This is a genomic window from Mesorhizobium sp. LEGMi-168a (genome assembly GCF_058312955.1).
The window spans coordinates 1-24,194 of record NZ_JBZEGV010000048.1 but is presented as its reverse complement, the minus strand read 5'-3'; the positions used below and the strand labels follow the sequence as shown (position 1 = coordinate 24,194).

At 62.3% G+C, this 24,194-nt stretch carries 19 protein-coding genes and 1 tRNA gene; 11 read left to right on the top strand and 9 right to left on the bottom strand.

What is annotated here, in order from left to right; genetic code table 11:
- The 4 genes from AC4FWB_RS32630 to AC4FWB_RS32615 all read left to right on the top strand — a co-directional run.
- On the top strand, positions 1-193 hold a 193-nt coding region (locus AC4FWB_RS32630), incomplete at its 5' end, for a hypothetical protein (RefSeq protein ID WP_491030349.1).
- A gap of 31 nt (positions 194-224) precedes the next feature.
- On the top strand, positions 225-899 hold the full coding sequence (locus AC4FWB_RS32625) for a response regulator transcription factor (protein WP_491030348.1): 675 nt from the start codon (positions 225-227) through the stop codon (positions 897-899).
- Positions 896-2,329 (top strand): ATP-binding protein, encoded by a 1,434-nt coding sequence (locus AC4FWB_RS32620; RefSeq protein ID WP_491030347.1) that lies wholly within the window; start codon positions 896-898, stop codon positions 2,327-2,329. Before AC4FWB_RS32625 ends, AC4FWB_RS32620 begins: the two co-directional genes overlap by 4 nt.
- A gap of 56 nt (positions 2,330-2,385) precedes the next feature.
- Positions 2,386-2,459 (top strand) — tRNA-Gly (locus tag AC4FWB_RS32615).
- Between the two features lie 116 nt (positions 2,460-2,575).
- On the opposite strand, the gene AC4FWB_RS32610 is transcribed toward AC4FWB_RS32615, so the two are convergent.
- The 5 genes from AC4FWB_RS32610 to AC4FWB_RS32590 are packed head-to-tail and all read right to left on the bottom strand — an operon-like array spanning position 2,576 to position 8,669.
- Positions 2,576-3,682 (bottom strand): DmpA family aminopeptidase, encoded by a 1,107-nt coding sequence (locus AC4FWB_RS32610; protein ID WP_491030346.1) that lies wholly within the window; start codon positions 3,680-3,682, stop codon positions 2,576-2,578.
- Between the two features lie 5 nt (positions 3,683-3,687).
- Positions 3,688-5,304, bottom strand: coding sequence for a dipeptide ABC transporter ATP-binding protein (locus AC4FWB_RS32605; RefSeq protein ID WP_491030345.1), 1,617 nt, complete (start codon positions 5,302-5,304; stop codon positions 3,688-3,690).
- Position 5,305: 1 nt separating this feature from the next.
- Positions 5,306-6,136 (bottom strand): ABC transporter permease, encoded by an 831-nt coding sequence (locus tag AC4FWB_RS32600; RefSeq protein WP_491030344.1) that lies wholly within the window; start codon positions 6,134-6,136, stop codon positions 5,306-5,308.
- 8 nt (positions 6,137-6,144) lie between these two features.
- Positions 6,145-7,083, bottom strand: coding sequence for an ABC transporter permease (locus tag AC4FWB_RS32595; protein WP_491030343.1), 939 nt, complete (start codon positions 7,081-7,083; stop codon positions 6,145-6,147).
- A gap of 44 nt (positions 7,084-7,127) precedes the next feature.
- Positions 7,128-8,669, bottom strand: coding sequence for an ABC transporter substrate-binding protein (locus AC4FWB_RS32590; protein WP_491030342.1), 1,542 nt, complete (start codon positions 8,667-8,669; stop codon positions 7,128-7,130).
- Between the two features lie 140 nt (positions 8,670-8,809).
- Between AC4FWB_RS32590 and AC4FWB_RS32585 the strand changes: the two genes are divergently transcribed.
- The 3 genes from AC4FWB_RS32585 (at position 8,810) to AC4FWB_RS32575 (ending at position 11,837) form a co-directional block, all read left to right on the top strand.
- The gene (locus AC4FWB_RS32585; protein WP_491030341.1) at positions 8,810-9,655 is read left to right on the top strand and encodes a MurR/RpiR family transcriptional regulator; all 846 of its coding nucleotides are present in this window, start codon (positions 8,810-8,812) and stop codon (positions 9,653-9,655) included.
- 678 nt (positions 9,656-10,333) lie between these two features.
- Positions 10,334-10,978, top strand: a complete 645-nt coding sequence (locus AC4FWB_RS32580) for a type IV toxin-antitoxin system AbiEi family antitoxin domain-containing protein (protein ID WP_491030340.1) — start codon at positions 10,334-10,336, stop codon at positions 10,976-10,978.
- Positions 10,971-11,837, top strand: a complete 867-nt coding sequence (locus AC4FWB_RS32575) for a nucleotidyl transferase AbiEii/AbiGii toxin family protein (RefSeq protein ID WP_491030339.1) — start codon at positions 10,971-10,973, stop codon at positions 11,835-11,837. Before AC4FWB_RS32580 ends, AC4FWB_RS32575 begins: the two co-directional genes overlap by 8 nt.
- 223 nt (positions 11,838-12,060) lie before the next feature.
- Here the strand turns inward: AC4FWB_RS32575 and AC4FWB_RS32570 are convergent, their stop codons facing one another.
- From AC4FWB_RS32570 to AC4FWB_RS32560, 3 genes are all read right to left on the bottom strand, one after another.
- Positions 12,061-15,522, bottom strand: a complete 3,462-nt coding sequence (locus AC4FWB_RS32570; protein ID WP_491030338.1) for an AAA domain-containing protein — start codon at positions 15,520-15,522, stop codon at positions 12,061-12,063.
- A 324-nt stretch (positions 15,523-15,846) separates the two neighbouring features.
- Positions 15,847-16,191 (bottom strand): protamine-2 (modular protein), encoded by a 345-nt coding sequence (locus tag AC4FWB_RS32565; protein ID WP_491030337.1) that lies wholly within the window; start codon positions 16,189-16,191, stop codon positions 15,847-15,849.
- A 104-nt stretch (positions 16,192-16,295) separates the two neighbouring features.
- A complete protein-coding gene (locus AC4FWB_RS32560; RefSeq protein ID WP_491030336.1) occupies positions 16,296-17,285 on the bottom strand; it encodes a LysR family transcriptional regulator in 990 nt (329 codons plus the stop codon).
- Between the two features lie 292 nt (positions 17,286-17,577).
- On the opposite strand from AC4FWB_RS32560, the gene chvE reads away from it, so the two are divergent.
- The 4 genes from chvE to araD1 all read left to right on the top strand — a co-directional run bounded on the left by chvE (position 17,578) and on the right by araD1 (position 22,785).
- Positions 17,578-18,648: a multiple monosaccharide ABC transporter substrate-binding protein gene (gene chvE, locus AC4FWB_RS32555; RefSeq protein ID WP_491030335.1), complete on the top strand. Its 1,071-nt coding sequence runs from the start codon at positions 17,578-17,580 to the stop codon at positions 18,646-18,648.
- A 113-nt stretch (positions 18,649-18,761) separates the two neighbouring features.
- A complete protein-coding gene (mmsA, locus tag AC4FWB_RS32550; protein WP_491030334.1) occupies positions 18,762-20,297 on the top strand; it encodes a multiple monosaccharide ABC transporter ATP-binding protein in 1,536 nt (511 codons plus the stop codon).
- Positions 20,294-21,586: a multiple monosaccharide ABC transporter permease gene (gene mmsB / locus AC4FWB_RS32545; protein WP_491030333.1), complete on the top strand. Its 1,293-nt coding sequence runs from the start codon at positions 20,294-20,296 to the stop codon at positions 21,584-21,586. The genes mmsA and mmsB overlap by 4 nt, the downstream gene beginning before the upstream one ends.
- 209 nt (positions 21,587-21,795) lie before the next feature.
- Positions 21,796-22,785 carry an AraD1 family protein gene (araD1, locus tag AC4FWB_RS32540; RefSeq protein ID WP_491030332.1) on the top strand — a complete coding sequence of 330 codons (990 nt, stop codon included), beginning with the start codon at positions 21,796-21,798 and terminating at the stop codon, positions 22,783-22,785.
- Between the two features lie 170 nt (positions 22,786-22,955).
- On the opposite strand, the gene AC4FWB_RS32535 is transcribed toward araD1, so the two are convergent.
- The gene (locus AC4FWB_RS32535; protein ID WP_491030331.1) at positions 22,956-24,050 is read right to left on the bottom strand and encodes a 2'-deoxycytidine 5'-triphosphate deaminase; all 1,095 of its coding nucleotides are present in this window, start codon (positions 24,048-24,050) and stop codon (positions 22,956-22,958) included.
- Positions 24,051-24,194: the final 144 nt, after the last annotated feature.

The following is a 24,194-nucleotide window of genomic DNA, read 5'->3' as shown; positions in this document are numbered from 1 at the left end:
TTTCTTCTGTGGGCGCGGTGAGTCTTTCCCGGAACACGCCCCACCGCTCTATCTCTTTGTTTTGACGCAATTTCCGGGCGGAAAACCGTTACACACTTTTCCTGGAATTGCTCTAAGCGCCGCTTTCGGACTGGCCCTTGCTTGCGACCGGCCCGCGATCTACCGGCTTGCGTCGACAGCCACCGGTAGCTGAAGCGGTTGCCGCCGCTGACGGAGATTGCATCATGCGTATCCTGTTGATCGAGGACGAGCCGGAAATGGCGTCCGTGCTCAAGACTGCGCTGGAGCGGCAGGAATTCATCGTGGACCGGAGCTCGACGCTCGCCGACGCCGAGATGATGGCAAGAGTCGGCTCCTACGACGCCGTCATCCTCGATCGCCGCTTGCCCGATGGTGAAGGCCTAAGCCTGATACCGCGCCTGCGCGCCATGAATGTCGACACACCGGTGATCGCGCTCACGGCCATGGCGGGCCTCGACGACCGCGTCGGCGGGCTGAATGCCGGCGCCGACGACTACATGGCCAAACCTTTCGCCACCGAGGAGCTGGTGGCGCGGCTTCGCGCGCTGCACCGTCGGCAGTTCACCTTGCGCGCCGACCGGATCGAAGCCGGCCGTCTCGTCTACGATTTCCGCCACCGCGAGGCATTGGTGGGTGACCAGGTGCTCGACCTGCCGCGACGCGAGCGCCTGGTGCTCGAAACGCTCGTCCGCAGGCCCGGCCGGACCGTCATGCGCAGGACGCTGGAGGAAGCCGTCTACGCACTGGACGACGAGATCGGCTCCAACGCGCTCGACGCCCATATCTCCCGGCTGCGCCGCAAGCTCGACGATGTCGCCGCCGGCATCGAGATCCGTGCCATCCGCAACATCGGCTATCTGCTCAGGGCCATGTCATGAGGCAACGGCGACCGCGTTCGCTGCAATGGGTGCTGGTGCGGCGGCTGATCCTGCTGCAGGCGGCGACGCTTGCCGTCTTCATCGTGTTGTGCGCCGCCGCGCTGTGGATTTCCAATCCGCACTGGCTGGTCGACAACGAAGCCGCCGTCGCGGCGTTGAGAGACGCCATCGACCGCAATAGTGACGGCACGCTGGTCGTGCACGAGACGGAGGCGTTGAGCCAGTTCCGAGAGAGCTTCCCGCATGTCTGGTACATCGTTCGTGACAAGACCGGACAGAGCATCCGCTCCGGTGCTGTGCCGGATATCTACACCGGCACGCCCGGCGCGCTGTTGGGCGCGGTCGATCATGCCACGATCGAGCTCGCCAGGGGCGACCTTCGCCCGGAGGCCTATGTCGAGAACACCACGACCAAAGCCGGGCCGGTCCAGATCATCGGAGCCACCCGCTCGTCGCGGGAGCAGACCGACGGGTTGGAAATCAACATCTCGGCGACCGTCGACGTCGCCCGCAATCCCGACGGCAGCCGCAATTGGCAACGGGCCCTGCCGGCCCTGGCGCTGGTCATAGCCATCCTGCTTCTGCCGATCGTCGTGGTCATGGGCACCACCACGCTGGTGACGACGCCGGCGGTGGTGCGAAGGTCCTTTTCCGGCCTGGTCGACACGGCCGATCAGGCGGCACGCATCGACATCAACACGCGCGGCATGCAGCTGCCGGTCCAGCGTGTGCCGCAGGAGATCGCGCCGCTGGTCCAGGCCTTCAACCAGACGCTCGCCCGGCTGGCCCACGGCTACGACCAGCACAACCGCTTTCTCACCGACGCGGCGCACGAGCTTCGCACGCCGATCGCCATCCTGCGCACGCGCGCGGAGTTGCTGAAGAAGGAACCCGAAAGCGAGCGCCTGCTGCAGGACATCGAACGCCTGTCGCATCTGGCGCAGCAGCTGCTCGACCATCAACTGCTCGAGCGTCCCGCCGAGGAACGCCAGATCGTCGACCTCGGCGAGCTGGCCGCCCGCGTCGCTGCCGACTTCGCGCCTTTGGCCATCGAGGCAGGCTACGACCTCGCCTTCGAGCCGCCGGCCGGCAAGGTCCGTCTCGCGACAAACAGACTGCAAATCGAACGCGCCCTGGCAAACTTGGTGCGCAACGCCATCGACCATGGCGGCGGCTCGGGAACGATCACGGTCGCCGTCGACGATAGCGGCGGCATCGAGGTGCGCGACGAGGGTCCCGGCATTCCGCTGGAAGAGCGCGAAAATGTTTTTCAGCCCTTCTACCGACTGCAGCCGCAGTCGCGCGGCGCGGGCCTCGGCCTCAATCTCGCCCGCCAGATCGCACATCTGCATGATGGCACGGTCCGTATCCTGGACGGCGCGTGGCGCGGCACCCGGGTGCGCATGGAGCTGCCCGCGGCGACGTCATAGATGTTCTGCTTTGCCGATTGCTTGAAGCCCCGCCATCATGGTAACGAGGCTGCTGCGCGGGTATGATGTAATGGTAGCTTGTCAGCTTCCCAAGCTGAACGCGCGGGTTCGATTCCCGCTACCCGCTCCAGATTCCAGCCCCTGAATCACCGCCTAAGCCTTGTAAGACAAGGTGTCGCGCAATTTGGGTCACCATGAGCTCGCTTGACTCGCGGCAAGATTGCTCTGACATCGACCACTTGCCTGTCAGTTCGCGCCCACAGAGCTTTCCATTGAAGGACGTCCATAGTCCGCCATGATCGATATCAGCCTAGCCGTGTCGATTGCAGGGCAGACTTGGCCCCTTGGCTTGAACATTGCTACGTCTTCCCCGGCGACAATGGCGTTGATCACGCTTTCGTCGATGGCCTCAACGGTGGCCTGATAAACTGGATCAAGCTCCTCCCAGTTCAGGGAATGGCGTGTGATCACAGGGCCCGCATGAAGCGGGTTCGGCGTGTCATCGGCCACGGAGAAGGCAAGGAAGATGTCGCCCGACGCGTTGCCGCCCGGCGAACCTGAGCGCCCTATTCCGATGGAGGCACGCTTGGCAAGTTGCCGTAGGACTGCATCCGAAAGCGGTGCATCGGTCGCTATGATGACGATGATTGAGCCAGTCTCCTTTTTTCGGGAGCGGCCACCCGGCATTTCACGACCGACAGGCACGCCCAAAACCGAAAACCACGGGCGAACCCCGTAGTTTGCCTGCACCAGCACCCCGACTGTATAAGTCTTACCGCCGATGCTGATCTGACGCGATGCGGTGCCCGTGCCGCCCTTGAAGTCGTAGGCGATCATCCCGTTGCCACCGCCGATGGACCCTTCGGCGACCGGGCCGGATTTCGCGGTATTCAGCGCCGCGACCACATGTTCGGGTTTGACGAACATCGCGTTTATGTCGTTCAGGCAGCCGTCATAGGTTTCCGCCACAATGGGCAACGCCCAGGCATGTTCTTCCTGAAAGTGCTTGGCGTAGGTTCGGATCATCCATTCGGTGGCTCCTGTGTGAGCCGCACCTATGCCGTGGGTGTTGGTGATGCAGATCGGACCGAAGAAGTATCCCGCATCATTGACCCAGTGAACACCGGTCATCTCCCCGTTGCCGTTCAGACTGTGAAAGCCGGCCCAGACGGGTCTGGGCGTGTCTTGTTCAGCACGTGGAATGATGGCCGTCACGCCAGTGCGCATGTTCTTGCCTGGGTCGGTCAGCGTCGTGAAACCAACCAGAACGCCCGGTACGTCGGTGATCGCATTATAGGGGCCGGTCTTGCCGGGAAAGGGAAGGCCGAGGTCACGGCCGCGTGGTTTCGTCATAGTTTTCATTGTCCACAATTGGCATTCATCAGTTTCGGCACGGCATTCAGCAGTGCCTGGGTATAGTCAGTCTGCGGGTTGCGGAGCACGTCGGCGCTGCGGCCATACTCGACGAGCTTGCCATGGCGCATCACAGCCACCTCTTCGCAAAGGTGCCGCACGACGGCGAGGTCATGCGAAATCAGGATCAGTGTCAGGTTCAGCTGTTTCTGGAGGCGCTTGAAAAGTTCGAGTATCTGCGCCTGGATCGAGACGTCCAGCGCCGATGTCACCTCATCAGCAATCAAGATGGCGGGCGACATGGCGAGGGCACGCGCGATGCCGACACGCTGGCGCTGGCCACCGGACAACTGGCTGGTCTTGCGATGCAACAGCTCTTCCGGCAGTTCGACCATTCGCATTAGCTGCTTCAGCCGCTCCGGAACCTCGGACGGCGCACAAAGCTTGTGAGCTATAAAGGGTTCCGAAAGGGTCTGCTTGATCGTGTACGCAGGGTTCAGAGACAAGTAGGGGTCCTGAAAAGCCATCTGGACGACGCGGCCGCGATCCTTTCCGCGCTCCAGCCGTTCGATGCGAATGGAGCCTGATGACGGCTTCAGCAGCCCGACCAGCGCACGAGCCAGCGTGCTTTTACCGGATCCGGATTCACCCACGACGCCGAGGGATCCGCCCCGACGCAGGGAGAAGGTGACGTTGTCCACCGCATGGACCACATAGGGGGGATTTCTACGAAGCGTGTCAGTCAAGCTTCTGGGGGCGGTGAATTTGATCGACAGGTCCTTAACCGCCAAGATCTCGCTCTGGTCAGGGGCGGAAAAATCCACCCGGTCGGGCAGAAGGGAGGGCTGAGATCGGATCAGTTGACGCGTATATTCGGCCTGCGGCCGGGTCAGGATTTCCTCCCTGGTTCCTGTTTCGACGATCTGGCCATCCCTCATCACGATGATACGATCGCACACCTCACCTATCACTCCGAGGTCGTGCGTCACCAGAACTACGGTCAGGTTGCGCTCCCTGCGGATGTTCTGGATCAGTGCGAGAATTTGGGCTTGGACGGTCACATCGAGGGCCGTAGTCGGTTCGTCGGCGATCAGGAGCCTGGGCGAACAGGCCAGCGCGGCGGCAATCATTACCCGCTGGCGCATGCCGCCCGAAAGCTCATGCGGGTAGGCCTGCGCGCGACGCGGCGCATCCAGGATTTTCATATCGTCAAGCAGACGGACAGCCTGGCCAGATGCTTCCGCATCACCAAGCTGACGATGAATCATCAGCCCTTCGGCGACCTGATCCCCGACCCTCATGATCGGATCGAGATGCGTGGACGGGTTCTGAAAGATCATGGCCGCCTTCTCGCCACGATAGGCATTCAGGTCGGTGGCCGACATTTTCAGGACGTCCTTGCCGTCGTGCATGATCCGGCCAGCCGTCACTTTTGCGTTCGGGGCGAAAAGTTGTAGCAGCGCCCGACACACCACCGACTTGCCGGACCCGGATTCTCCCACGATCCCCAGCGCTTCGCCGCGACGGATCGCGAAGGAAACGCCCTTGACGGCATTGACCGGCCCATGGGCCGTGTCAAAGGTGACCGAAAGGTCTTCGACAGAAACGAGAATGTTGTCCAACTCAGGCCTCGGGGTCCAGAACATGGGCCACGCCGTCGGCAATCAGCGACAGGCCAAAAGCGAGCGAACAGAGGGCGATGCCGGGGCAGAGCGAAATCCACCAGGCAGAGCCAAGATAAGTGCGCCCTTCGGCAATCATGATGCCCCATTCAGGCGTCGGCGGCTGCACGCCAAGTCCAAGAAAGCCCAGAGACGATCCCAGGACAACCGTCAGCGCCGCGTCGGTCATCAGAAAGACGCTCGAAGATACAATGGCATTCGGTAGGATATGACGCAGCATGATCCGTCGGCGGCGGTAGGCCAGAACGCGCGCCGCCAGAATGAAATCGGCATTGGTCAGGACCAGCGCTTCGCTGCGCACCAGCCGGGCATAAGTGACCCAGTTTACGATGGTCAGCGAGATCAGGTAACCGGTCAGGCCAGGCCCAATGATGGCGACGATCGCGATGACCAGCACGAAGTAGGGAAAGGAGATCGTAACTTCGAGTACGCGCATCAGAAGCCCGTCGAGCCAGCCGCCGGAATAGCCCGCCAGAAGACCGACCAAAGTTCCAAGAAGGAAGGGCCCGATCACGCCAGCCAACGCCATCAGAAGGTCGATGCGCGCGCCGTAAAGCAAGCGGGCAAGGATATCACGGCCCACCGAGTCGGTACCCAAAAGGTGTTTGGCAGTTGGCGCCAGCGTCGCGTTGGCCACGTCAATGGCGATCGGATCGTACGGCGTCAGAAGGGGTGCGAATGTCGCGACGATCGCCCAAGCGCCGGTGACGACTAGACCTGTGATCAGGGCGGCCGGGGCTTCCTTCCGCAGCCAGATCGCGGATGTGCGCATGCCGGTCCTCATGTCTTGACCCTCGGGTCGAGCGCCGCGGTCACGACGTCGATGATCAGATTGGAGATCACGATGCCGACGGCCATCACCAGCGTCACGCCCTGCACCACCAGATAGTCGCGGCTGAGAACTGAGCGCACCAGCAGGAGGCCCAGCCCAGGGACGTTAAAGACGTTTTCAACCACGACGGTACCGCCGATCAGGAACGAGGCCACGACGCCAAACAGGCTGACGGTGGGCAGAAGCGAATTCCAGAAAACATGCCGCCAGAAGACGTTCTTTTCGGGGACGCCCTTCGACAGGGCCGCGAGGGCGTAGCCGGCATTCATCTGCTGCATCAGCGTGGCACGAAAATTTCGTGTAAGGATCGGTGTCACCGAGATGGCGATCGTCAGGGCCGGCAGGAACATGTGATAAAGGTTGGCCAGAAAGCCATTTCCATAACCCGATACCGGGAAGAGTCCGGCCTTCAGCGACAGAATCAGCACCAGCAACAGGCCAACAAAGTAGGACGGGATGCCGACACCGGCCACGCATAGAATTCGGATTGCCTGATCCAGCCATCCGCCCCGGCTGCGTGCCGCCGCGATGCCCAGAAGAAGGGTCAACAGCGTTGACAGGAACAAGCCATAGACCAAGATGTAGACGGTCGGGCCGATCCTGTCCAAAAGAAGTGATCCGATCGGCGATCGAAAACTCATAGACTGGCCGAAGTCACCGCCCAGCACATTCTTTATGTAATAAAAATATTGAATAAAAACAGGCCGATCGAGCCCGTAATGTTCGCGAAGCTGCGCGATCGCCTCGGCGCTGGCTTTTGGACCCAGGAGCAACCTCGCAGGGTCCCCTGGGGTCAGTTGCAGGAGGACGAAGCTGACGAGACTGATCCCGATCAGGACTGGGATCAGCTCGAACGGCCGCCGAAGGACGAAGGCAAAACGAGTCATGTGGCAGGCTTGGCGGATCTGTCTGAGCGATGCGTTGATGGCGCTCAGCTCTTCAGATCTGCCTCCTCGATCGTCGAATATTGGCAGCCGGGATCGAACGCCAAGCCTGTGACATTGGCGGCCCGCGCGCTGGTCCAGGTGGGATGATAGAGCGCGACCTGCGCCACTTCCTCCACGCAGATACGCTGGATTTTTTTGTACATCTCGGTACGCTTGGCCTGATCGACTTCCGCCGCGGCCGCTTCGATCAGCGCGTTCACTTCCGCGTTGTTGAAGCGCGTGTAGTAGGACTTGTTGTCGCCCGCGCCCCACGCGCACCAGCGCAGCGCGTTGTCCGGGTCAGTCGTCTCGTTATACCACCAGTTGAGCTGCGCTTGATATTTGCCGTCGATCAGCTGGGTCCAAGCCTGACCCGAATCGATCGACTGGATCGTGACCGAAATTCCCACCTCAGCCAATTGCGCCTGGATCAGAACGGCCAGCTTGTCTTCCTCAGTCACTCCAGCATTGGTCATGAGCTCGAAGGAGGGCGCCATGCCGGAGTCTGCCAGAAGGGCCTTGGCTTTTTCGACGTCACGGCCGATCACGGGCAGGTCCTTATCGAAGAATTCGAGCATTGGGCTGAAGATCGACGAGGCCGGCCTGCCATAGCCTGCCGTCACAGCATCGGTGATGGCGCGCCGATCAACGCCGAAACTGACCGCCTGACGAAATTTCAGGTTGCTGAAGGGTTCGATCTCATGATTGATCAGTATGTCATAGGTGGCGCTTGACGGTTCGGAGGCAACCTTGACACCGGCTGCCTCGAGTTCCTTCATGCGGCTGTAGGGAACGCCCATGAACACATCGAGTTCACCCGCTTGCACCATCGCGACGCCGGTGTTGTCATCGGGCACGGAGATGAATTCGATGCCGTCGAGCTTGGGATAGCCGGACAGATAAAAATTCTCGTTGCGGGCCATGATCACCCGGTCGCCCGCGCGCCACTCGACAAATTTGAACGGGCCTGACGTAACCGTCGGGCCGCGTCCGAATTTTTCGTCGCCCAATGCCTTGAGCGTTGCCTTGGAAACGATCCCCGTGTTCCAGATTTCGCAGAGTTTCAGAAAGGCTGGGAACGGATGCGCCAAATCCATTCTGATCGTTCGCGCATCTGTCGCCTCGATCTTTTGCAAGGACTTGTACGGAGCTGAATAGACGGAGTCCGCTTGGAACCGCATCCGATTATAGGTGAAAGCCACATCATCGGCGGTCAGAGGGCTGCCGTCTGAAAACTTCAGGCCGTCGCGTAACTGAAAGGTATAGGTCAGTCCGTCCTCCGAGATTTTCCAGCTTTCGGCCAGGCCCGGCCCAATCTCGCTCTGATCCGCCTTGGCCTTCATGAGTCGGGAGAACATCATCCCCTGGGAGATGATGTCGGACCCGAGCACGGTCTTGATCGGGTCGAGCGTCTGCACGGGTGTTCCATAGCCAATCCGCAGGATCTTCGATCCGGCGGATTCGGCGGCCGAGATGAACTGATCAAGGATGGTCGGCACGGACAACCCGGTCGCCAGTGTTGATTTGATAAAAGTCCGCCGATCCATGTGAGCTCTCCCAACTCAATGCGCTTGAACTTCGCGCCAGCGCCATCACGGCCTAATGTCGAGCTGGCTCTGGTTTTCTGTCAATAACATTGTTATGGTATCTTTATAACGCGCGCTGAAAGAGCGGGGCTGGTTAAGTCATGTCAAAAACCACCATAAAAAAGTTGCAGGCCGCGTTGCCCAAACTGTCGGTGACCGATGCACGGATCGCGAACTATGTCATTAGAAACATTGACAATATTGTCTTCGAGACTGGAAGTTCGCTGGCCCGGAGGCTGTCTGTAAGCGAGATTTCGGTCAGCCGTTTCCTGCGCAAGATCGGCTATAAGGGGATCGCCGGGCTGAAGCTGGAACTCCAGCTTGAGTCGGTTAACGAAAGGCATCTGACCGACGAAACGCCCAATTCCGATTGGCAAGACGTGTATTCGGTCGTCCGAGAAAACGAGGTCCGAGCGATCGATCGGCTGTTTCAGGAATTTAGCAGCGACGGCTGGAGGGAACTGGTTCGCACGGTCGCGGTTGCGGAGCAGGTCTTTGTCACAGGCTTTCAGGCGTTCAAGGGGACTGCCGAAGATTTCGCCCGACGACTGACCCTGGCGCGAGACAACGTCCGCTTTCTGTCCGCCAATGACAATATGCTGGGTGAATGGCTGTCCTATGTTGGCGACCGGCGGCCGAAGCTCTACACGCTAGTCCTCATCGACGGCATTCCCTATGCCGGCGAAGGGTTGAGGATCGCGGAAATTGCAAAGGAGTTAGGCGTCAAGGTCGTTGTGATCAGTGACGAGACTTGTGAATGGGCACCCGCGGTGGCCGACCATATGCTCTTTGCACCGTCCCGATCTGGCCTGTTCATAGAGTCGACAGTGGCGCTCGTCCTTGCGCTGAACATTTTGGTCGACTCGGTTGCACGAATTAACCCTATGAACAGCAAACTGCGCCTAGACAGGTGGCAAATCCTGATGCAGCGACTGACCATCTTTTGATGCCCGGCCATTGTTTGCGACGATCTGAGTTTCCTGAAGGGTTTGTGTTACTCGCCGGATCCGTCGAAATCTTTGCGCCTGAGGAGCGTCGGCGAGGGGCCCGATCTTCGTCGTCGACATCAACGATGTCATCCGATTGGGACGCGCTTCCTCGGAAGCTGGATCCCTCAAGAATCCTACGGAAGCGCACGGCATAGCGGTTTCGGAGCGCCAACGCCTGGAAACGGCGGTAGTTCGTCCCGCCGGATACGATGACGCGCTGGACCCATTCCAGGATTTCGTCGCGTTCCTCATGAGGGCGGCGATCGAAGTCGTCGGGCAGATGCCAGGCGGGCGTCGGCGTTGGGAAGGCGTTATGTCGGATGGTCGATGGCCAGTGGCGGCACGTGCCGGGTGGGCCGATTTTGCCTTGAAGTAGCCTTCGGGCAGGCGATACCGTCTCTCTATCCGGCTGGGGATCTGAAAGCTTGAAACGGAGCGCGGAGCCTTCGTGCCCTGGAGCCAGGTAAGCAACGTCCTGCGGTCAAAGTCCTCATCTGCCCGAGTGGGTATGCGAGCGAGGACGTCGCGCAATTCGTGGGATCAGCGCAGGGGATTTTGGGCATGATCTAATTCCAAATGATACAAAACGTCATATATGACGTTGACATATACAACGTTTTGTATCAAATAATGTGCATGTCGGCAGGCGACCAGACACACCAGGAACGCGCAATCTCACTCCTTCGCGAGCGGGGTATAGCACGCCTATCCGAATTCATCGCGGCCGGGATCACGGCCGCCACGATAGCCCGAATGGAGAAGCGAGGTGAGGTCCTTCAGCTCGGCCGCGGCCTCTATCAACTTCCCGATGCCGAGCTCGATGCCAATCACTCGCTGGCGGAAGCGGCCAAGCGCGCCCCCCGGGGCATCATTTGCCTGGTTTCCGCCCTCGCCTTCCACGAGCTGACCGACACCATCCCGTCACGCATCTGGATGGCCATTGGATCGACGGACCGACGTCCGAAGATCGAGAGCCCGCCGATCCAGTTCGTCCGCTTCGGAGCCAAGATGCTGGATGCTGGAATCGAGGAGCATGCCATCGAGGGCGTCACGGTTCGCATCTACAGTGCCGCCAAGACGGTTGTCGATCTCTTCCGTTACCGCCGGTCGGAAGGAAGGCGCTTCCAGCAAAGCACTGGCCTCAATCTTGCGATTGAAGGCCTGAGAGAGGCACTGCGCAGCGGCAAGGCGCGTCCTTCCGAGATCGCCTCCTACGCCGAGGACGCCGGCGTCTGGAAAGTAATGCAACCCTATCTCGAAGCCCTTACGGCCAATGGCTAAGACCATCGTCAACATGGGCGCCTCGGTGCGCACCAGGCTTCTTGTCATCGCCAAGGAGCGTGGACAGACCTTCGATCTCATTCTGACGCGCTATGCGATCGAGCGCCTTCTCTACCGTCTCGGAACCAGCCGCTTTCGCGGCCGCTTCGTCCTGAAGGGCGCGATGCTGATGACGACTTGGTTCGACGTGCCGTATCGGCCCACGCGTGACCTGGATTTGCTGGGATATGGAGAGCCTGAGGCCGAAGGCATGCTCGAGATCTTTGCCGAGATCTGTGCGATCGACGCTACCGACGGTGTCGTGTTCGACGGCAAGGGCCTGACCGTGGACCGCATACGCGAGGAACTGGAATATGGAGGCCTGCGTCTGCGCACCAATGCCGACATTGGTGGCGCGACCGTGCGTGTGTCGATCGATATCGGATTTGGTGATGCAACCGAACCCGGCCTTGAGGAACTCGAGTATCCCGTTCTGCTCGACAACCCGGCTCCACATCTTCGCGCCTATTCGCGCGAGACGGTGATCGCGGAGAAATTCCAGGCCATGGTGCTGCTGGGGCGGGCAAACAGCCGCATGAAGGATTTCTACGACATATGGCTGCTGGCAAAGACATATCGCTTTGAAGATGACCGCCTGGCCCGCGCGATTGCCGCAACGTTCGAACGGCGCAGAACAGTGATCCCGACCGATATTCCAGATGCTCTCACCGAGAGCTTCGCATCGGATCCAGCCAAGCAGCAGCAATGGGCAGCCTTTGCCCGAGGCCTTGAGGAGGAAGTGCCACCGCTTGCACAGATAATCGCCGAGATTGCCAAATTCCTGATGCCTCATGCAGCGAGGGCGCGGCAATCAGGTTAAAGCTTACACGCGACCTGATAGCGAACCTGTCGGCTACAGCTTGGCAATGCCGGCGGACGCCAAGACGGCCCTCAAAAGTTTTACATGGCTATTGATTTCATTAGGGAATCTCTGACGAAAAATGGTCCTGTTTTACAACCAAGCCATTGAAATATCTGGATCACGTCCAGCTTCCCAAGCTGAACGCGCGGGTTCGATTCCCGCTACCCGCTCCAGCATTCGTCTATTCCCGCGATCTCTGGCGTTCGGGCTCCTTGCGAAGGGCTTCGACTTCCTTCCAGGCGTTGCCCACATGAATCGCGGCATCCTTGCCGCGATAGAGGAATGAGACCTCGTGCCGCTGGAAATCGCTGTCGCGATCCCGACGGGCAGACAGCCAGTTGAAGGAGCCCTCAACGATCCAGCTTTCGTCGACCGTCAAGGTCTTGTTGTGGGCGCCGTTCAGGGCCCATACTTCGGCTCCGCTCGCGCGCAGGATGTCGATCGCCATGACGGTCCTGGGCAACAGACGGCGATCATGGCCGCAGTTGAGATAGTGGTCGTAGGCGACGACGATGCGGGGCCCGCCGCGACGCGATAGCAGCAGGGATGCCAAGTCGTCCGCCTCGATAGCCGTGTTCGACAGGTAGGGCGACACGATAAGGACGCGCTCGTTGGCTTCGCCGACCGCCCGGCGCAGCGCATCACGATGGGCTCCGAGATCGGCGAGACGTTCCAGCTCCGAGCGCTCTTCCTTCAGCACGATCGGGCTGATGGGCTCGATGTCGGTGATCTCGTTCTCCGGCGCGGCGAAGAGGTAGGCCCCGAGCAGGCCGGACGGCAGCGTCCTCTGTTCTGGCCGAAACAGCCTGATATCGCCGAAGACCAGGAAGCTCTCTTTCGCGCGGGACACGGCGACGTTGAGCATCGAAACGCCGCGGTCGAAAAACATGCCACCGGAATGGCCGGCGTCGTAGACCGGCGAGAACAGGATCACGTCCTTTTCGGCTCCCTGCAACGCGTGGACGGTGCCCACGGTGATGTTCTCGTCGCCAAGACCTGCTTTCTTAAGCTCCCGACGCAACACTGCGATCTGGGCGCGGAAGGGCGTCACGATGGCGACGAAGTCACCCAGCTTTTTGGCTCGGTGAGGGCCGACGAGTTCTGCCCTCCCGTGGCTCAGCCAGTCGGCGATGACGCCCGCCTCGTCGGCATTGGTCCAGCTCAGGCCTGCGCGCGTGGCGCTGCCCGGCACATGGGCGTAGCCCAGCGGCGGCAGGGGGTAGTCGCCGTCGGGACGCATCGGCTTGAGGGCGCCACGATAGGCAAGCTCGTTGCAGTAGGCGATGACGGAGGCGCGACACCGCCAATGCTCCTCGAGGAAGAGCCCACGGTGCGGCGGTACGGCGAAGGCTGTCGCCGCTTGCGCCATCGCCATCACGGAGCCTTCCGAGGTCAGCATGCCGCTGTGCTCCAGCAGAGGCTTCTCCTTGTCCAGGCCCCACTTGGCCAGATTGCCAAAATCGGTATCCGTATCGATGCCCCAGACGGGTTCGAGCTGCTGTGTGTCCCCGACCACCAACGCCCTGCGGGCGAAGGCGAACAGCGCGCCGCCGACCTGCGGCGACACTTGCCCCGCCTCGTCGATGATCAGCAGGTCGACGAAGCCGGTCAGCGGCTGGTTTGCGCCATCGAAGTAGTCGAACAGGCGCGGCGCGGTATAAGCGGTCGACACCAGGCAGGGTGTCAGCTTGGCGAACCGCCGCCAGCGCCGCTCGCACATGTCTCGACTGCGGCCGGTGAAGGTCTTGTCGTTGCGGGCGAGCGCCTCCGCTGTTTCGATCAGCCAGCGGCCCTCCCAGTAGCGGGCGGCGAGATGAAACAGCTCGGGACGGACAATCGTGTCGAGCCGGGCCTCGGCGCGCTCCGGCACCTCGGCGATCTCGTCGAGGGCGGTGGCCGACAGAAGGGGCTTCAGCGAGCCCATCCATCCGTCCCAGCCGGCGACGATGTTCTCCTTGGCGGCGATGGCAGCTTCACGCGCCCTGGCGGTGTCATCCAGCCAATGGCGCAAGGCCGGCGCGTTCAGAACCGTCTTCCAGCTCCATGCCGGATCGGCCAATCCCTTGGAGTCCAGGAAGGAATACGCGTACGCCCATAGCCGCCTCTTCACCGGCGGCAGCCAGGACAGCAGCGACTCGATGAGAGAACCCTGGATCAGCCGCAGAGCCTCATGGCCGTGACGCTTGAACGCCTCCAGCCCTTCCCGCTCCCGTCCGGCTTCTGCCCGCAGCCGCGCGATGTCGTGCCGGGTCGGGATCGCGTCGCCGGGCGAAAGGGCGAGAAGGCCGCAATGCCGGCCGCATGCGGCCCTCAGCGTTTCGACCTTGGCCGACAGAGCTGCTCGCAGGGCCTCGACCGCCTGCGCCATGTCGGCAGGCTGGCTCCCGGCCCAGAGGGTGAACCGGGACTGCCAGTAAGACATAGCGCGGCTGACATAGGCTGCATTCTCCATGCGGCCCGGCAGCCCCTTCCAGGGCTCCCCATGCGTCTTGCACCACGCGATGGCAAGCTCGTCCTTGATGCCCTTCGCGGCCTCCGAGATCGAGGGCAGATAGAGCCCGTACTGGCTGAAGTCGGGCAGCCAGCGCACGGCCAGCGGCAATCCGGCCAGGGGATGCGTCTTCGGTAGCGTCGCGCGTGCGAATGTGTCGAGAATGTTGGTGATGGCCTTGTTGTTGGTGGAGCTGGCCAGGATGACGGGCGGTTCGCCGTTGCGTTCCAGCGCACGCTCCACCCACAAGGACGCGACGAGGCTCTGGATGAAGGTGGTCTTTCCCGTGCCGGGTGGACCATTGACCGCCACGATCTCGCCGTCGACGGCCGCCAGCGCGGCGCCGAGCGACTGGCGCTGGCTGCGATTGAGGGGGAAGCCGCCGCCCATCTGTCCGAGATGCCGGCGCGCCGCCGCATTGTCGCCCCCGGCGGTGGCGGTCACGTCGCGTGCCAGCGGCGGTGCTGCGAAGCGGGCAAGCAATGGCGGAGTGTCACCGTCCCCGCGCTCGGCGCGGTTGATCAGAAACTCGTAAATGTTTCGGATTGGCCCGCTCGTATCGGGTGGCGGGGAACCATGGGCAACGAACGCGCCCAGGTCCACATGCCGCTCCGGCACCCAACTGCCGGGATCGCCGCCAAAAAGGCGGGAGAACATCTCGGTGACATAGGTCCAGAATTCCGGCCAGCCGGCATCTCTCGGTGGGAGAGGATTGCGGCTGCGGTATTCGTCTGCCGCCGCAACCGAGGAGAATGTCTGCGTTCCGGACGCCAGCGGCGCGAGCACGGCCCGGTCCGCGATGATCGGGTCCGTCTGCTCGCCGGGAAGAGAGAGCACGCCATCCCGATCGACGTTGACGCACAGCCACAACGGCACCCGAGTCCGCTTCGCGGCCATGAAGGCGGCCGAATGCTCGCGCTCCGGCTCAAGCACCAGTACGGCGACGAGCACTTCGACGGAGGTCAGTTCCTCCCGTTCCCTGGTGGAAAGGCCGGCCTCCGCGTCCCGCCACACTGCCTCAAGCGTTTCCGGTCCAAGCCGACCTGCAGCCAGTTCGGCGCGCGGGCACGGATGGAGCGCCAGGGACTCGGGATCGACATGCCGGACGCCGTCAAGAAGAGCGGCGCGCCAGTATCGCAGCAGGGCGCGCAAGGATATGGTGATGGTGAATCCCCCGGATGACTGGAAGCGAACAACTGGCGCTCATGATAGCCCGTGCCTGGTAGCAATGACGTGATGGGCCGAGGATTTCGACGCCTTCCTTTTAGGTGACCGACCGCATGCGTCGACAATCGAGCGCAAAAAGATAATGCCACACGACTTGTTGCCGGGCTATGCCGGCACAAGTCTACGCTGCAGTCCAGCCCTCTACCTCCAATCCTTCAACGACCAGAGGGCAAAGGGTCCTGCACATCTGTGCAAGACCCAAATCCGGCATCCGCTCGGTGAGCGCCAAAGTCTTCGACAGCTATCGCCTCAGAGCCAGAAGCTGATCCAGACGCGGCGGCGCCAGCAGCGGACATGGCGCCGGCCATAGCGCCAGTAGCGGCGGCAGACCCTTCTCCAAACCCGCCGGCGGCGACGACGGCGGTAGTAGCGATCGCGGTAGTACCGACGGCGGCGGTAGTAATATTGAACCGGCTGCAGCAGATCTTCCTGGTCATCCTCCTCGTAGATGGCCGGATCCGGCTTGTCCAATTCATCGAGAATCCCGTTGCCTTTGGGGACACCGGCAACCGCCTTGGCTGGTCCGGCCAGGCTTGCAAGCGCTGCCGCCCCCGCAACGCCAAGCATTCCAGTCAGAAACAACCGACGTTCCATCGAAACCTCCCGAGTTGTTGAGCATCGGCGGCTCGTCCCTCACCCGCAACAGGCTCCAGCGAGCCGCCGATCGGTTTGAACGTACAAGTAGCAATCTCGTTCCATTACCCCACCTCGCGCAAAATGAAGTCGTGCAGCATCTTGGCCGCGGGCGAGAGCACGCGGTTCTTGACCGTGATCAGGCTGTAGGGCCTGACCTCGATGTCGAACTCGGTCTGCACGACGTCGATCGCCCCCGCCAGCCCGTCGGCGCTCTGGATGAACCTGGCCACCTGGATCGAAACGGGAGCGATGGCATCGGATTGCGCCACCATCACCAGCGTCAAGAGCAGCGAGGAGGTGTTGAGGATGCGGTCGGGAAGCGGGATGTTGCGGTTCAGGAAATTGCTTTCCATCGCCTGGCGCAGCGGCGAGCCGCCGGACTGGAAAACCCAGTCATAGGCAGCCGTTTCCTCCAGGCCGACCGTCTTGCCGCTGGCAAGCGGATGGCCGCGGCGCACGATCAGGCAAGCCTTCTCGATACCGATGACGCGCGATTCGAACAGCCGCGGATTGAGGTCGTCGGGAATGCGGGCGATGATGAAGTCGTGGCGCGACGCGATCAGCTCGCGGGCGAGCACGTTCGACGTCTCGACCTGCATGGTGATCTCGATGCGCGGGTAGATGCGGCGGATCTCGCGAATCGCCGGCACCGCGAGCTCGATCGCCGGCGCGGTCACCGCCCCGAGGAACACCGAACCGCCCTTGCCGGCCTTGAGCTCCGATATCTCGCGGTCGGCTTCGCGCATCTCGAGCAGGATGGAGCGGGCGCGCCTGGCGAGCGCCTGGCCGTAAGGGGTCAGCGTCACGCCGCGCGGCAGCCGCTCGCACAACTTCACGTCGAGCACCGCCTCCATCTCGGCTATCATGCGCGAGGCGGCCGGCTGAGAGATGTTCATGACCTGGGCGGCGGCGCTCACCCGTCCGTGATCGTCAAGGGCGGCGATCATGCGCATGTGGCGCAGGCTCAAGCCGCTGCGCAGTAGCGTCTTGCCGTCTTCCGGTAGCTTCTCGTAACCGCTTGAAATCGCATCAGAATCTCGCAATGCCGCCATGATCTTCCAATCGCTCCGCCAGTGTTTCACCGCATGCTTAACTATACCAGTTTCGGTATAGCAACCAGCAAAGATCGCATTTGACAGTTATGTCAAAGGAACACACCCTTCGCGCGTTCCGAGGCGCAACGATCGGCAACGAGCAAAATCGTATCGATTGAAACTGCGCCGCGGGACCGATTGGGAGGATACCGGAGATCGATAAAGTCGACAGCGGCGCGCCAGCGCTCCTGCTCGACTGCGCGGCCCGCGAAGCCCCGAGGTGTCGCGTCCATCAACCAGGGAGAGTAATGTGAAGATCATTAAGACGCTGGCCGCCATCGCGGCCCTTGGCATTGCCGCCACGACCTATTCGGCGCACGCAGCCGACAAGGGTCTCGTCGGCGTGCTGATGCCGACCAAGACCTCGCAGCGCTGGATCAACGACGGCGACGCCGTCAAGTCCCAGCTCGAAGCGCTCGGCTACACGGTCGACCTGCAGTATGCGCAGGACGATATCCCGAACCAGCTCAGCCAGCTGGAAAACGAAATCACCAAGGGCCCGAAGGCGCTGATCATCGCCTCGATCGACGGCACCACCATGGCCGATGCGCTGCAGAAGGCCAACGATGCCGGCGTGGTCACCATCGCCTATGACCGCCTGATCAAGAAGACCGGCAATGTCGACTACTACACCACCTTCGACAATTTCGGCGTCGGCGTGATCCAGGCGAATTCCCTGGTCAAGGGCCTCAAGGAGCGCTTCCCGAGCACCAAGCCGTGGAACGTCGAGCTGTTCGGCGGCTCGCCCGACGACAACAACGCCTTCTTCTTCTACAACGGCGCGATGTCGGTCCTGCAGCCGCTGATCGACGACGGCTCGATCAAGATCAAGTCCGGCCAGATGGGCATGGACAAGGTCGGCACGCTGCGCTGGCTGGCCGCCACCGCCCAGGCGCGCATGGACAACCTGCTGTCGGCCAACTACTCGGACGGCAGCCGCGTCGATGGCGTTCTGTCGCCCTATGACGGCCTGTCGCGCGGCATCACCGCCTCGCTGCGCGCCGTCGGCTACGGCACGGACGCTCAGCCATGGCCGATCGTGACCGGCCAGGACGCCGAGACCGCCTCGGTCAAGCTGATCATCTCGGGCGAGCAGTACTCGACGGTGTTCAAGGACACCCGCGAGCTGGCCAAGGCCACCGTGCAGCTGGTCGACAAGGTGCTCTCGGGCGGCAAGCCTGACGGCCTCGACGACAAGACCTACAACAACGACGTCAAGGTCGTTCCCTCGATCCTTTTGACGCCGCATGATGTCGACAAGTCCAACTACCAGGCGCAGGTCGTCGACTCCGGCTACATCAAGGCCGACGAGCTGAAATAATCCGGCTTGCAAATCGAGGGGTCCTGCGCACGCAGGGCCCCTTTTCGTTCAGAAGCGGGACCGGTATTGTTTTGCCGACCTCTTTTGCCGACTTCTAGGGAGCTTTTTTCCTGATGACCTCGACGATTTTGGAGATGCGCGACATCACCAAGACATTCCCCGGCGTGAAGGCGCTGTCGAACGTCAACCTCAGCGTCGAGGAAGGTGAGATCCACGCCATCGTCGGCGAGAACGGCGCCGGCAAATCGACGCTGATGAAGGTGCTGTCGGGCGTCTATCCGTCCGGCACCTATGAAGGCGAGATCGTCTTTCGCGGCCAGGAATGCCACTTCAAGGGAATCCATGACAGCGAGCATATCGGCATCGTCATCATCCACCAGGAGCTCGCCCTGGTGCCGATGCTGTCGATCGCGGAAAACATCTTTCTCGGCAACGAGCACGCCACCTATGGCGTCATCGACTGGAACGCCAACGAGAAGCGCACCAAGGCCCTGCTCGACAAGGTCGGCCTGAAGGAAGATCCCAAGACGCTCATCACCAATATCGGCGTCGGCAAGCAGCAGCTGGTCGAGATCGCCAAGGCGCTGAGCAAGGAAGTGAAACTGCTGATCCTCGACGAGCCGACGGCCTCGCTCAGCGAGAAGGACAGCCAGGCGCTGCTCGACCTTTTGCTCGAGTTCAAGCGGCAGGGCATGACCTCGATCCTGATCTCGCACAAGCTCAACGAGGTGAACCGCGTCGCCGACAAGGTCACGGTGATCCGCGACGGGCGCACCATCGAGACCCTGCCCAGGAAGGACATCAGCGAGGACCGCATCATCACCTCGATGGTCGGCCGCTCGCTCGACGACCGCTACCCGCCGCGCGAGCCGCAAATCGGCGAGGTCGTCTTCGAGGTCAAGGACTGGTCGGTCTACCACCCGATCCATGCCGAACGGCAAGTGATCAAGAACATCAGCCTCAATGTGCGCAAGGGCGAGGTGGTCGGCATCGCCGGGCTGATGGGCGCCGGCCGCACCGAATTCGCGATGAGCCTGTTCGGCCGCTCCTATGGCCGCCACATCACCGGCGAGGTTCTGCTCGAAGGCAAGCCGATCGACCTCTCATCGGTGAGCAAGGCGGTGGAGAACCGCATCGCCTATGTCACCGAGGACCGCAAGACCTACGGGCTCAACCTCATCGACCACATCAAGCACAATGTGACGCTGGCCAATTTGGGAGGTGTTTCCAGCCGCGGCGTTATCGACGACATGCGCGAGATGAGCGTCGCCAATGACTACCGCAAGAAGACCAACATCCGCGCTTCCAGCGTCTATCAGCTGACCGGTAATCTTTCGGGCGGCAACCAGCAGAAGGTGGTGCTGTCGAAATGGCTGTTCGCCGACCCGGAAGTGCTAATCCTCGACGAGCCGACGCGCGGCATTGACGTCGGCGCCAAGTACGAAATCTATACGATCATCGCCCGCCTCGCCGCCGAGGGCAAAGCGATCATCGTCATCTCGTCGGAAATGCCGGAACTGCTCGGCATCACCGACCGCATCTATGTCATGAACGAAGGGCGTATCGTCGGCGAAATGGCAGCGGGCGACGCCAGCCAGGAAAAAATCATGCGCGCCATCGTTCGCGGAGAAGGAAAAAAAGCATCATGAGCACAGATAGCGCTCCCGCACCGCAGAGCGGCACCGCCGAGGACGTCAAGCACGGCCCGCGCATCGCCGTGTCGGCGCTGACGACAAACCTGCGCGAATACGGTCTGATCATCGCGCTGATCGTCATCATGCTGTTCTTCCAGTACACGACGTCGGGAACGCTGTTCAAACCGGTCAACCTCAGCAACCTGGTGCAGCAGAACTCCTTCATCATCGTGATGGCGCTTGGCATGCTGCTGGTGATCGTGGCCGGCTACATCGATCTCAGCGTGGGATCGGTCGCCGGCTTCATCGGCGCGCTTGCCGCGATGATGATGGTCATCTGGCCGCTCGGGATATTCAGCAATCCGCTCGTTGTCTCGATCGTGTGCCTGATCGTGGGCGCCCTTATCGGCGCGGCGCAAGGCTATTGGATCGCTTATCACCGGATACCGAGCTTCATCGTGACGCTGGCGGGCATGCTGATCTTCCGCGGTATCTGCCAGGCGCTGCTTGGCGGCGGCTCGTCGGTCGGCCCGCTACCGGACAGTTTCAAGGCGCTGAGCTCCGGCTTCATCCCGGACGTCATCGGTCCGCTGACGCTGACCCCGCCGACCGTGAACGCCGCTGGCAAGACCATCGTCGGCAGCGGCCTTACGCTGCACATGACGACGATCGTGCTCGGCCTGGTCGCGGTGCTTGCCTACGCCTATTTCGGTTTGAGGGCGCGGCGCAAACGCGAACGCCATGGCTATGAGGCCGAGCCCTTCCCGCTGTTCGTCATCAAGACGCTGGTGGGCAGCGCGCTGGCGCTGTTCCTGGTCTTCCAGTTCGCGAGCTACAGGGGCCTGCCGGTGGTGCTGCTCGTCATGGGCGTGCTGATCTCGATGTTCGTCTTCGTCACCAAGCGCATGACCATCGGCCGCCGCATCTATGCGATGGGCGGCAACGCCAAGGCTGCGCAGCTGTCGGGCATCAATACCGAAAGGCTGACGCTGCTCGTCTTCATCAACATGGGGGTGCTGTCGGCGCTCGGCGGCCTGATCATCGCGGCGCGCCTCGGCCAGGCCGTGCCCGCCGCCGGTCTCGGCAGCGAGCTCGACGTGATCGCGGCCGTCTTCATCGGCGGCGCCTCGGCAATGGGCGGCGTCGGACAGGTCATCGGCGCCGTGGTCGGCGGCTTCATCATGGGCGTGATGAACAACGGCATGTCGATCATGGGCGTCAATGTCGACTGGCAGCAGGTGGTCAAGGGCCTTGTGCTGCTCGGCGCCGTGATCTTCGACGTCTACAACAAGAACAAGGCTTGAAGGCCGGGAGCGAGGTTCAGGAGGCATACGGGTTCTAGATCGCGACGCTGCCGGCGGCCCGTCGGCGCCAAGAAGTCCGCCGAAGGACCGGGCTCGCGAGCGCAATCCGGACGAAGAGTTTCAACCGCGGCGCGGATCGGTTCCGGGCCGCGCCGGTCAGGGTTTGCCCGTCGGCAGCCAGGCCAAGGCAAAAGAGAGAGGGTTTCATCATGCTGATTTCCCAGATCCTCGACGACGCCGAGACGATCCGCGTCGTTGCCCGCAGCGGCGGCAAGACCCGGATCATCAACGGCGCGCGCAGCGTCTATTCGCTGGCGATGGAGGCGGCGCGCACCGGCACCGGCCTCGAAGCACTGATCGAGCGCAAGGGCTACGGCGAGACGGTCGATCTCGACGCCACCTACAAGAAGGGACGCCTGGTGTCGCCGATCAACCACCCGGATCCCGCGCATCTCCACCTCACCGGCACCGGGCTTACGCATCTCGGCTCCGCCGCGACGCGCGACTCCATGCACAAGAAGCTCAGCGACGGCGAGGAGCAGCTCACCGATTCCATGAAGATGTTCCGCATGGGGCTGGAGGGCGGCAAGCCGGCCAAGGGCCAGATCGGCGTGCAGCCTGAATGGTTCTACAAGGGCAACGGAACCATGGCGGTGGCGCCGGGTGCTCCGCTGATGTCGCCCGCCTTCGCGCAGGACGCCGGCGAGGAGCCCGAAATCGCCGGCATCTATGTCATCGGCGACGACGGCGCGCCGTTCCGCGTCGGCTTCACGCTGTCCAACGAATTCTCTGACCATGTGACCGAGCGGGTGAACTACCTGTTCCTCGCCCACTCCAAGCTGCGCAATGCCTCGTTCGGACCGGAGATCCTGATCGGGGAGCTGCCCGCCGATATCAGGGGCTCTTCGCGCATCCTGCGTGACGGCAAGCTGCTTTGGGAAAAGCCGTTCCTGTCGGGCGAAGCGAACATGTCGCACACCATCGCCAATCTCGAGCATCACCACTTCAAATACTCGGCCTTCCGCCAGCCCGGCGACGTGCATGTGCACATGTTCGGCACCGCGACGCTCTCCTTCGCCGACGGCGTCAGGACGGAAGCCGGCGACGTATTCGAAATCGAGGCGAAGGATTTCGGCCTACCGCTGCGCAACCCGCTGGAGATCGAAAAGCCGGTCAAGGTGGCGGTGAAGGCGCTGTGAGAGCGTGATCTCCCCCCTTGAGGGGGAGATGGCCGGCAGGCCAGAGGGGGTCGCCGCGCGTGGAGCGCCAACGCCTTGCGGAGGCGAAGAAGAGGTTGGCGCTCCACGCGCGGCGCCCCCCTCTGCCGCCTTCGGCGACATCTCCCCCTCAAGGGGGGAGATTGGCCGCTTCAGCGTGCGGCGCGGAAATGCTTGGAGAGCTTCAGCCCCTGCGCCTGATAGTTGGAGCCGAGGTCGGTGCCATAAAGCGCCTGCGGACGCTTGAGCATATGCTCGTAGACCAGGCGGCCGACGATCTGGCCGTGGTCGAGGATGAACGGCACCTCGTGGCTGCGCACTTCGAGCACGGCGCGGCTGCCGCTGCCGCCGGCGGCGGAGTGGCCGAAGCCCGGGTCGAAGAAGCCCGCATAGTGGACGCGGAACTCGCCGACCAGCGGGTCGAAGGGCGTCATCTCGGCGGCATAGAGCGGCGGCACATGCACGGCTTCGCGCGAGACCAGGATGTAGAACTCGTCCGGGTCCAGCACGAGCTCACCGGCGCCGCTCTTATAGAGCGGCTCCCAGAAGTCGACGACATCCTGCGCGGCGCGCTTGTCGACGTCGACCAAGCCGGTGTGATGCTTGCCGCGATAGCCGACAAGGCCGTCCTTGTCGCCGTCGAGATCGATGGAGAGCGCGATGCCGCCGCCGGAGATGTTGGGCGGCTCGGTGGCGACCAGCATCTCGGCGCGATGGAGATCGCGCAGCTCGTTCTCCGACAGCAGCGCGTTGCCGGTGCGGAAACGTATCTGCGACAGCCGCGAGCCGGCGCGCACGACGATCGGGAAGGTGCGCGGGCTGACCTCGAGGTAGAGCGGGCCATGATAGCCGGCAGCGATCTTGTCGAACTCATGGCCGCGGTCGGTCATGACGCGCGTGAAAATGTCCAGCCGCCCGGTCGAGCTCTTCGGATTGGCCGAAGCCGACACGTTGGCCGGCAGCGCCAGGCTCTCGAGCAGTGGCACGATGTAGACGCAGCCCGTTTCCAGCACCGCGCCCTCGGCAAGGCTGATCTCGTGCAGCTTCAGCCGGTCGAGCTTGTCGGCCACCAGGTGATCCGGACCGGGCAGGAAGGAAGCGCGCACGCGAAAAGCCTTGTCGCCCAGCCTCAGATCGAGGCTGGCCGGCTGGATCTGGTCGGTGTCGAGCGCGCGCGGCGATCTCAGCGCGTTCGCCTCAAACAGCGCCGCGATGTCCTGATCCGGTAGAATGCCTGTCTGCCGCAAGGTCTGGCTCCGCTAGCTGTGGGCTTTCAGAAGGTTGTCCATTCGGACCTGACCGAGGAGACTGGAGTTACCACGCTTCAGATTCGCCGGAGGGTCCGAATGAACATCCATAAGAATGCCCGTCTCACGCCGCTGCGTCGAGAG

Excerpts from the sequence above, each read along its gene's own strand:
- AC4FWB_RS32620 (WP_491030347.1), top strand. The coding sequence starts at position 896 with ATGAGGCAACGGCGACCGCGTTCGCTGCAATGGGTGCTGGTGCGGCGG.
- AC4FWB_RS32575 (WP_491030339.1), top strand. The coding sequence starts at position 10,971 with ATGGCTAAGACCATCGTCAACATGGGCGCCTCGGTGCGCACCAGGCTT.
- araD1 (WP_491030332.1), top strand. The coding sequence starts at position 21,796 with ATGCTGATTTCCCAGATCCTCGACGACGCCGAGACGATCCGCGTCGTT.
- AC4FWB_RS32610 (WP_491030346.1), bottom strand. The coding sequence starts at position 3,682 with ATGACGAAACCACGCGGCCGTGACCTCGGCCTTCCCTTTCCCGGCAAG.
- AC4FWB_RS32565 (WP_491030337.1), bottom strand. The coding sequence starts at position 16,191 with ATGGAACGTCGGTTGTTTCTGACTGGAATGCTTGGCGTTGCGGGGGCG.
- AC4FWB_RS32600 (WP_491030344.1), bottom strand. The coding sequence starts at position 6,136 with ATGCGCACATCCGCGATCTGGCTGCGGAAGGAAGCCCCGGCCGCCCTG.
- AC4FWB_RS32585 (WP_491030341.1), top strand. The coding sequence starts at position 8,810 with ATGTCAAAAACCACCATAAAAAAGTTGCAGGCCGCGTTGCCCAAACTG.
- mmsA (WP_491030334.1), top strand. The coding sequence starts at position 18,762 with ATGACCTCGACGATTTTGGAGATGCGCGACATCACCAAGACATTCCCC.
- AC4FWB_RS32590 (WP_491030342.1), bottom strand. The coding sequence starts at position 8,669 with ATGGATCGGCGGACTTTTATCAAATCAACACTGGCGACCGGGTTGTCC.
- mmsB (WP_491030333.1), top strand. The coding sequence starts at position 20,294 with ATGAGCACAGATAGCGCTCCCGCACCGCAGAGCGGCACCGCCGAGGAC.
- AC4FWB_RS32580 (WP_491030340.1), top strand. The coding sequence starts at position 10,334 with ATGTCGGCAGGCGACCAGACACACCAGGAACGCGCAATCTCACTCCTT.
- AC4FWB_RS32625 (WP_491030348.1), top strand. The coding sequence starts at position 225 with ATGCGTATCCTGTTGATCGAGGACGAGCCGGAAATGGCGTCCGTGCTC.
- AC4FWB_RS32595 (WP_491030343.1), bottom strand. The coding sequence starts at position 7,083 with ATGACTCGTTTTGCCTTCGTCCTTCGGCGGCCGTTCGAGCTGATCCCA.
- AC4FWB_RS32560 (WP_491030336.1), bottom strand. The coding sequence starts at position 17,285 with ATGGCGGCATTGCGAGATTCTGATGCGATTTCAAGCGGTTACGAGAAG.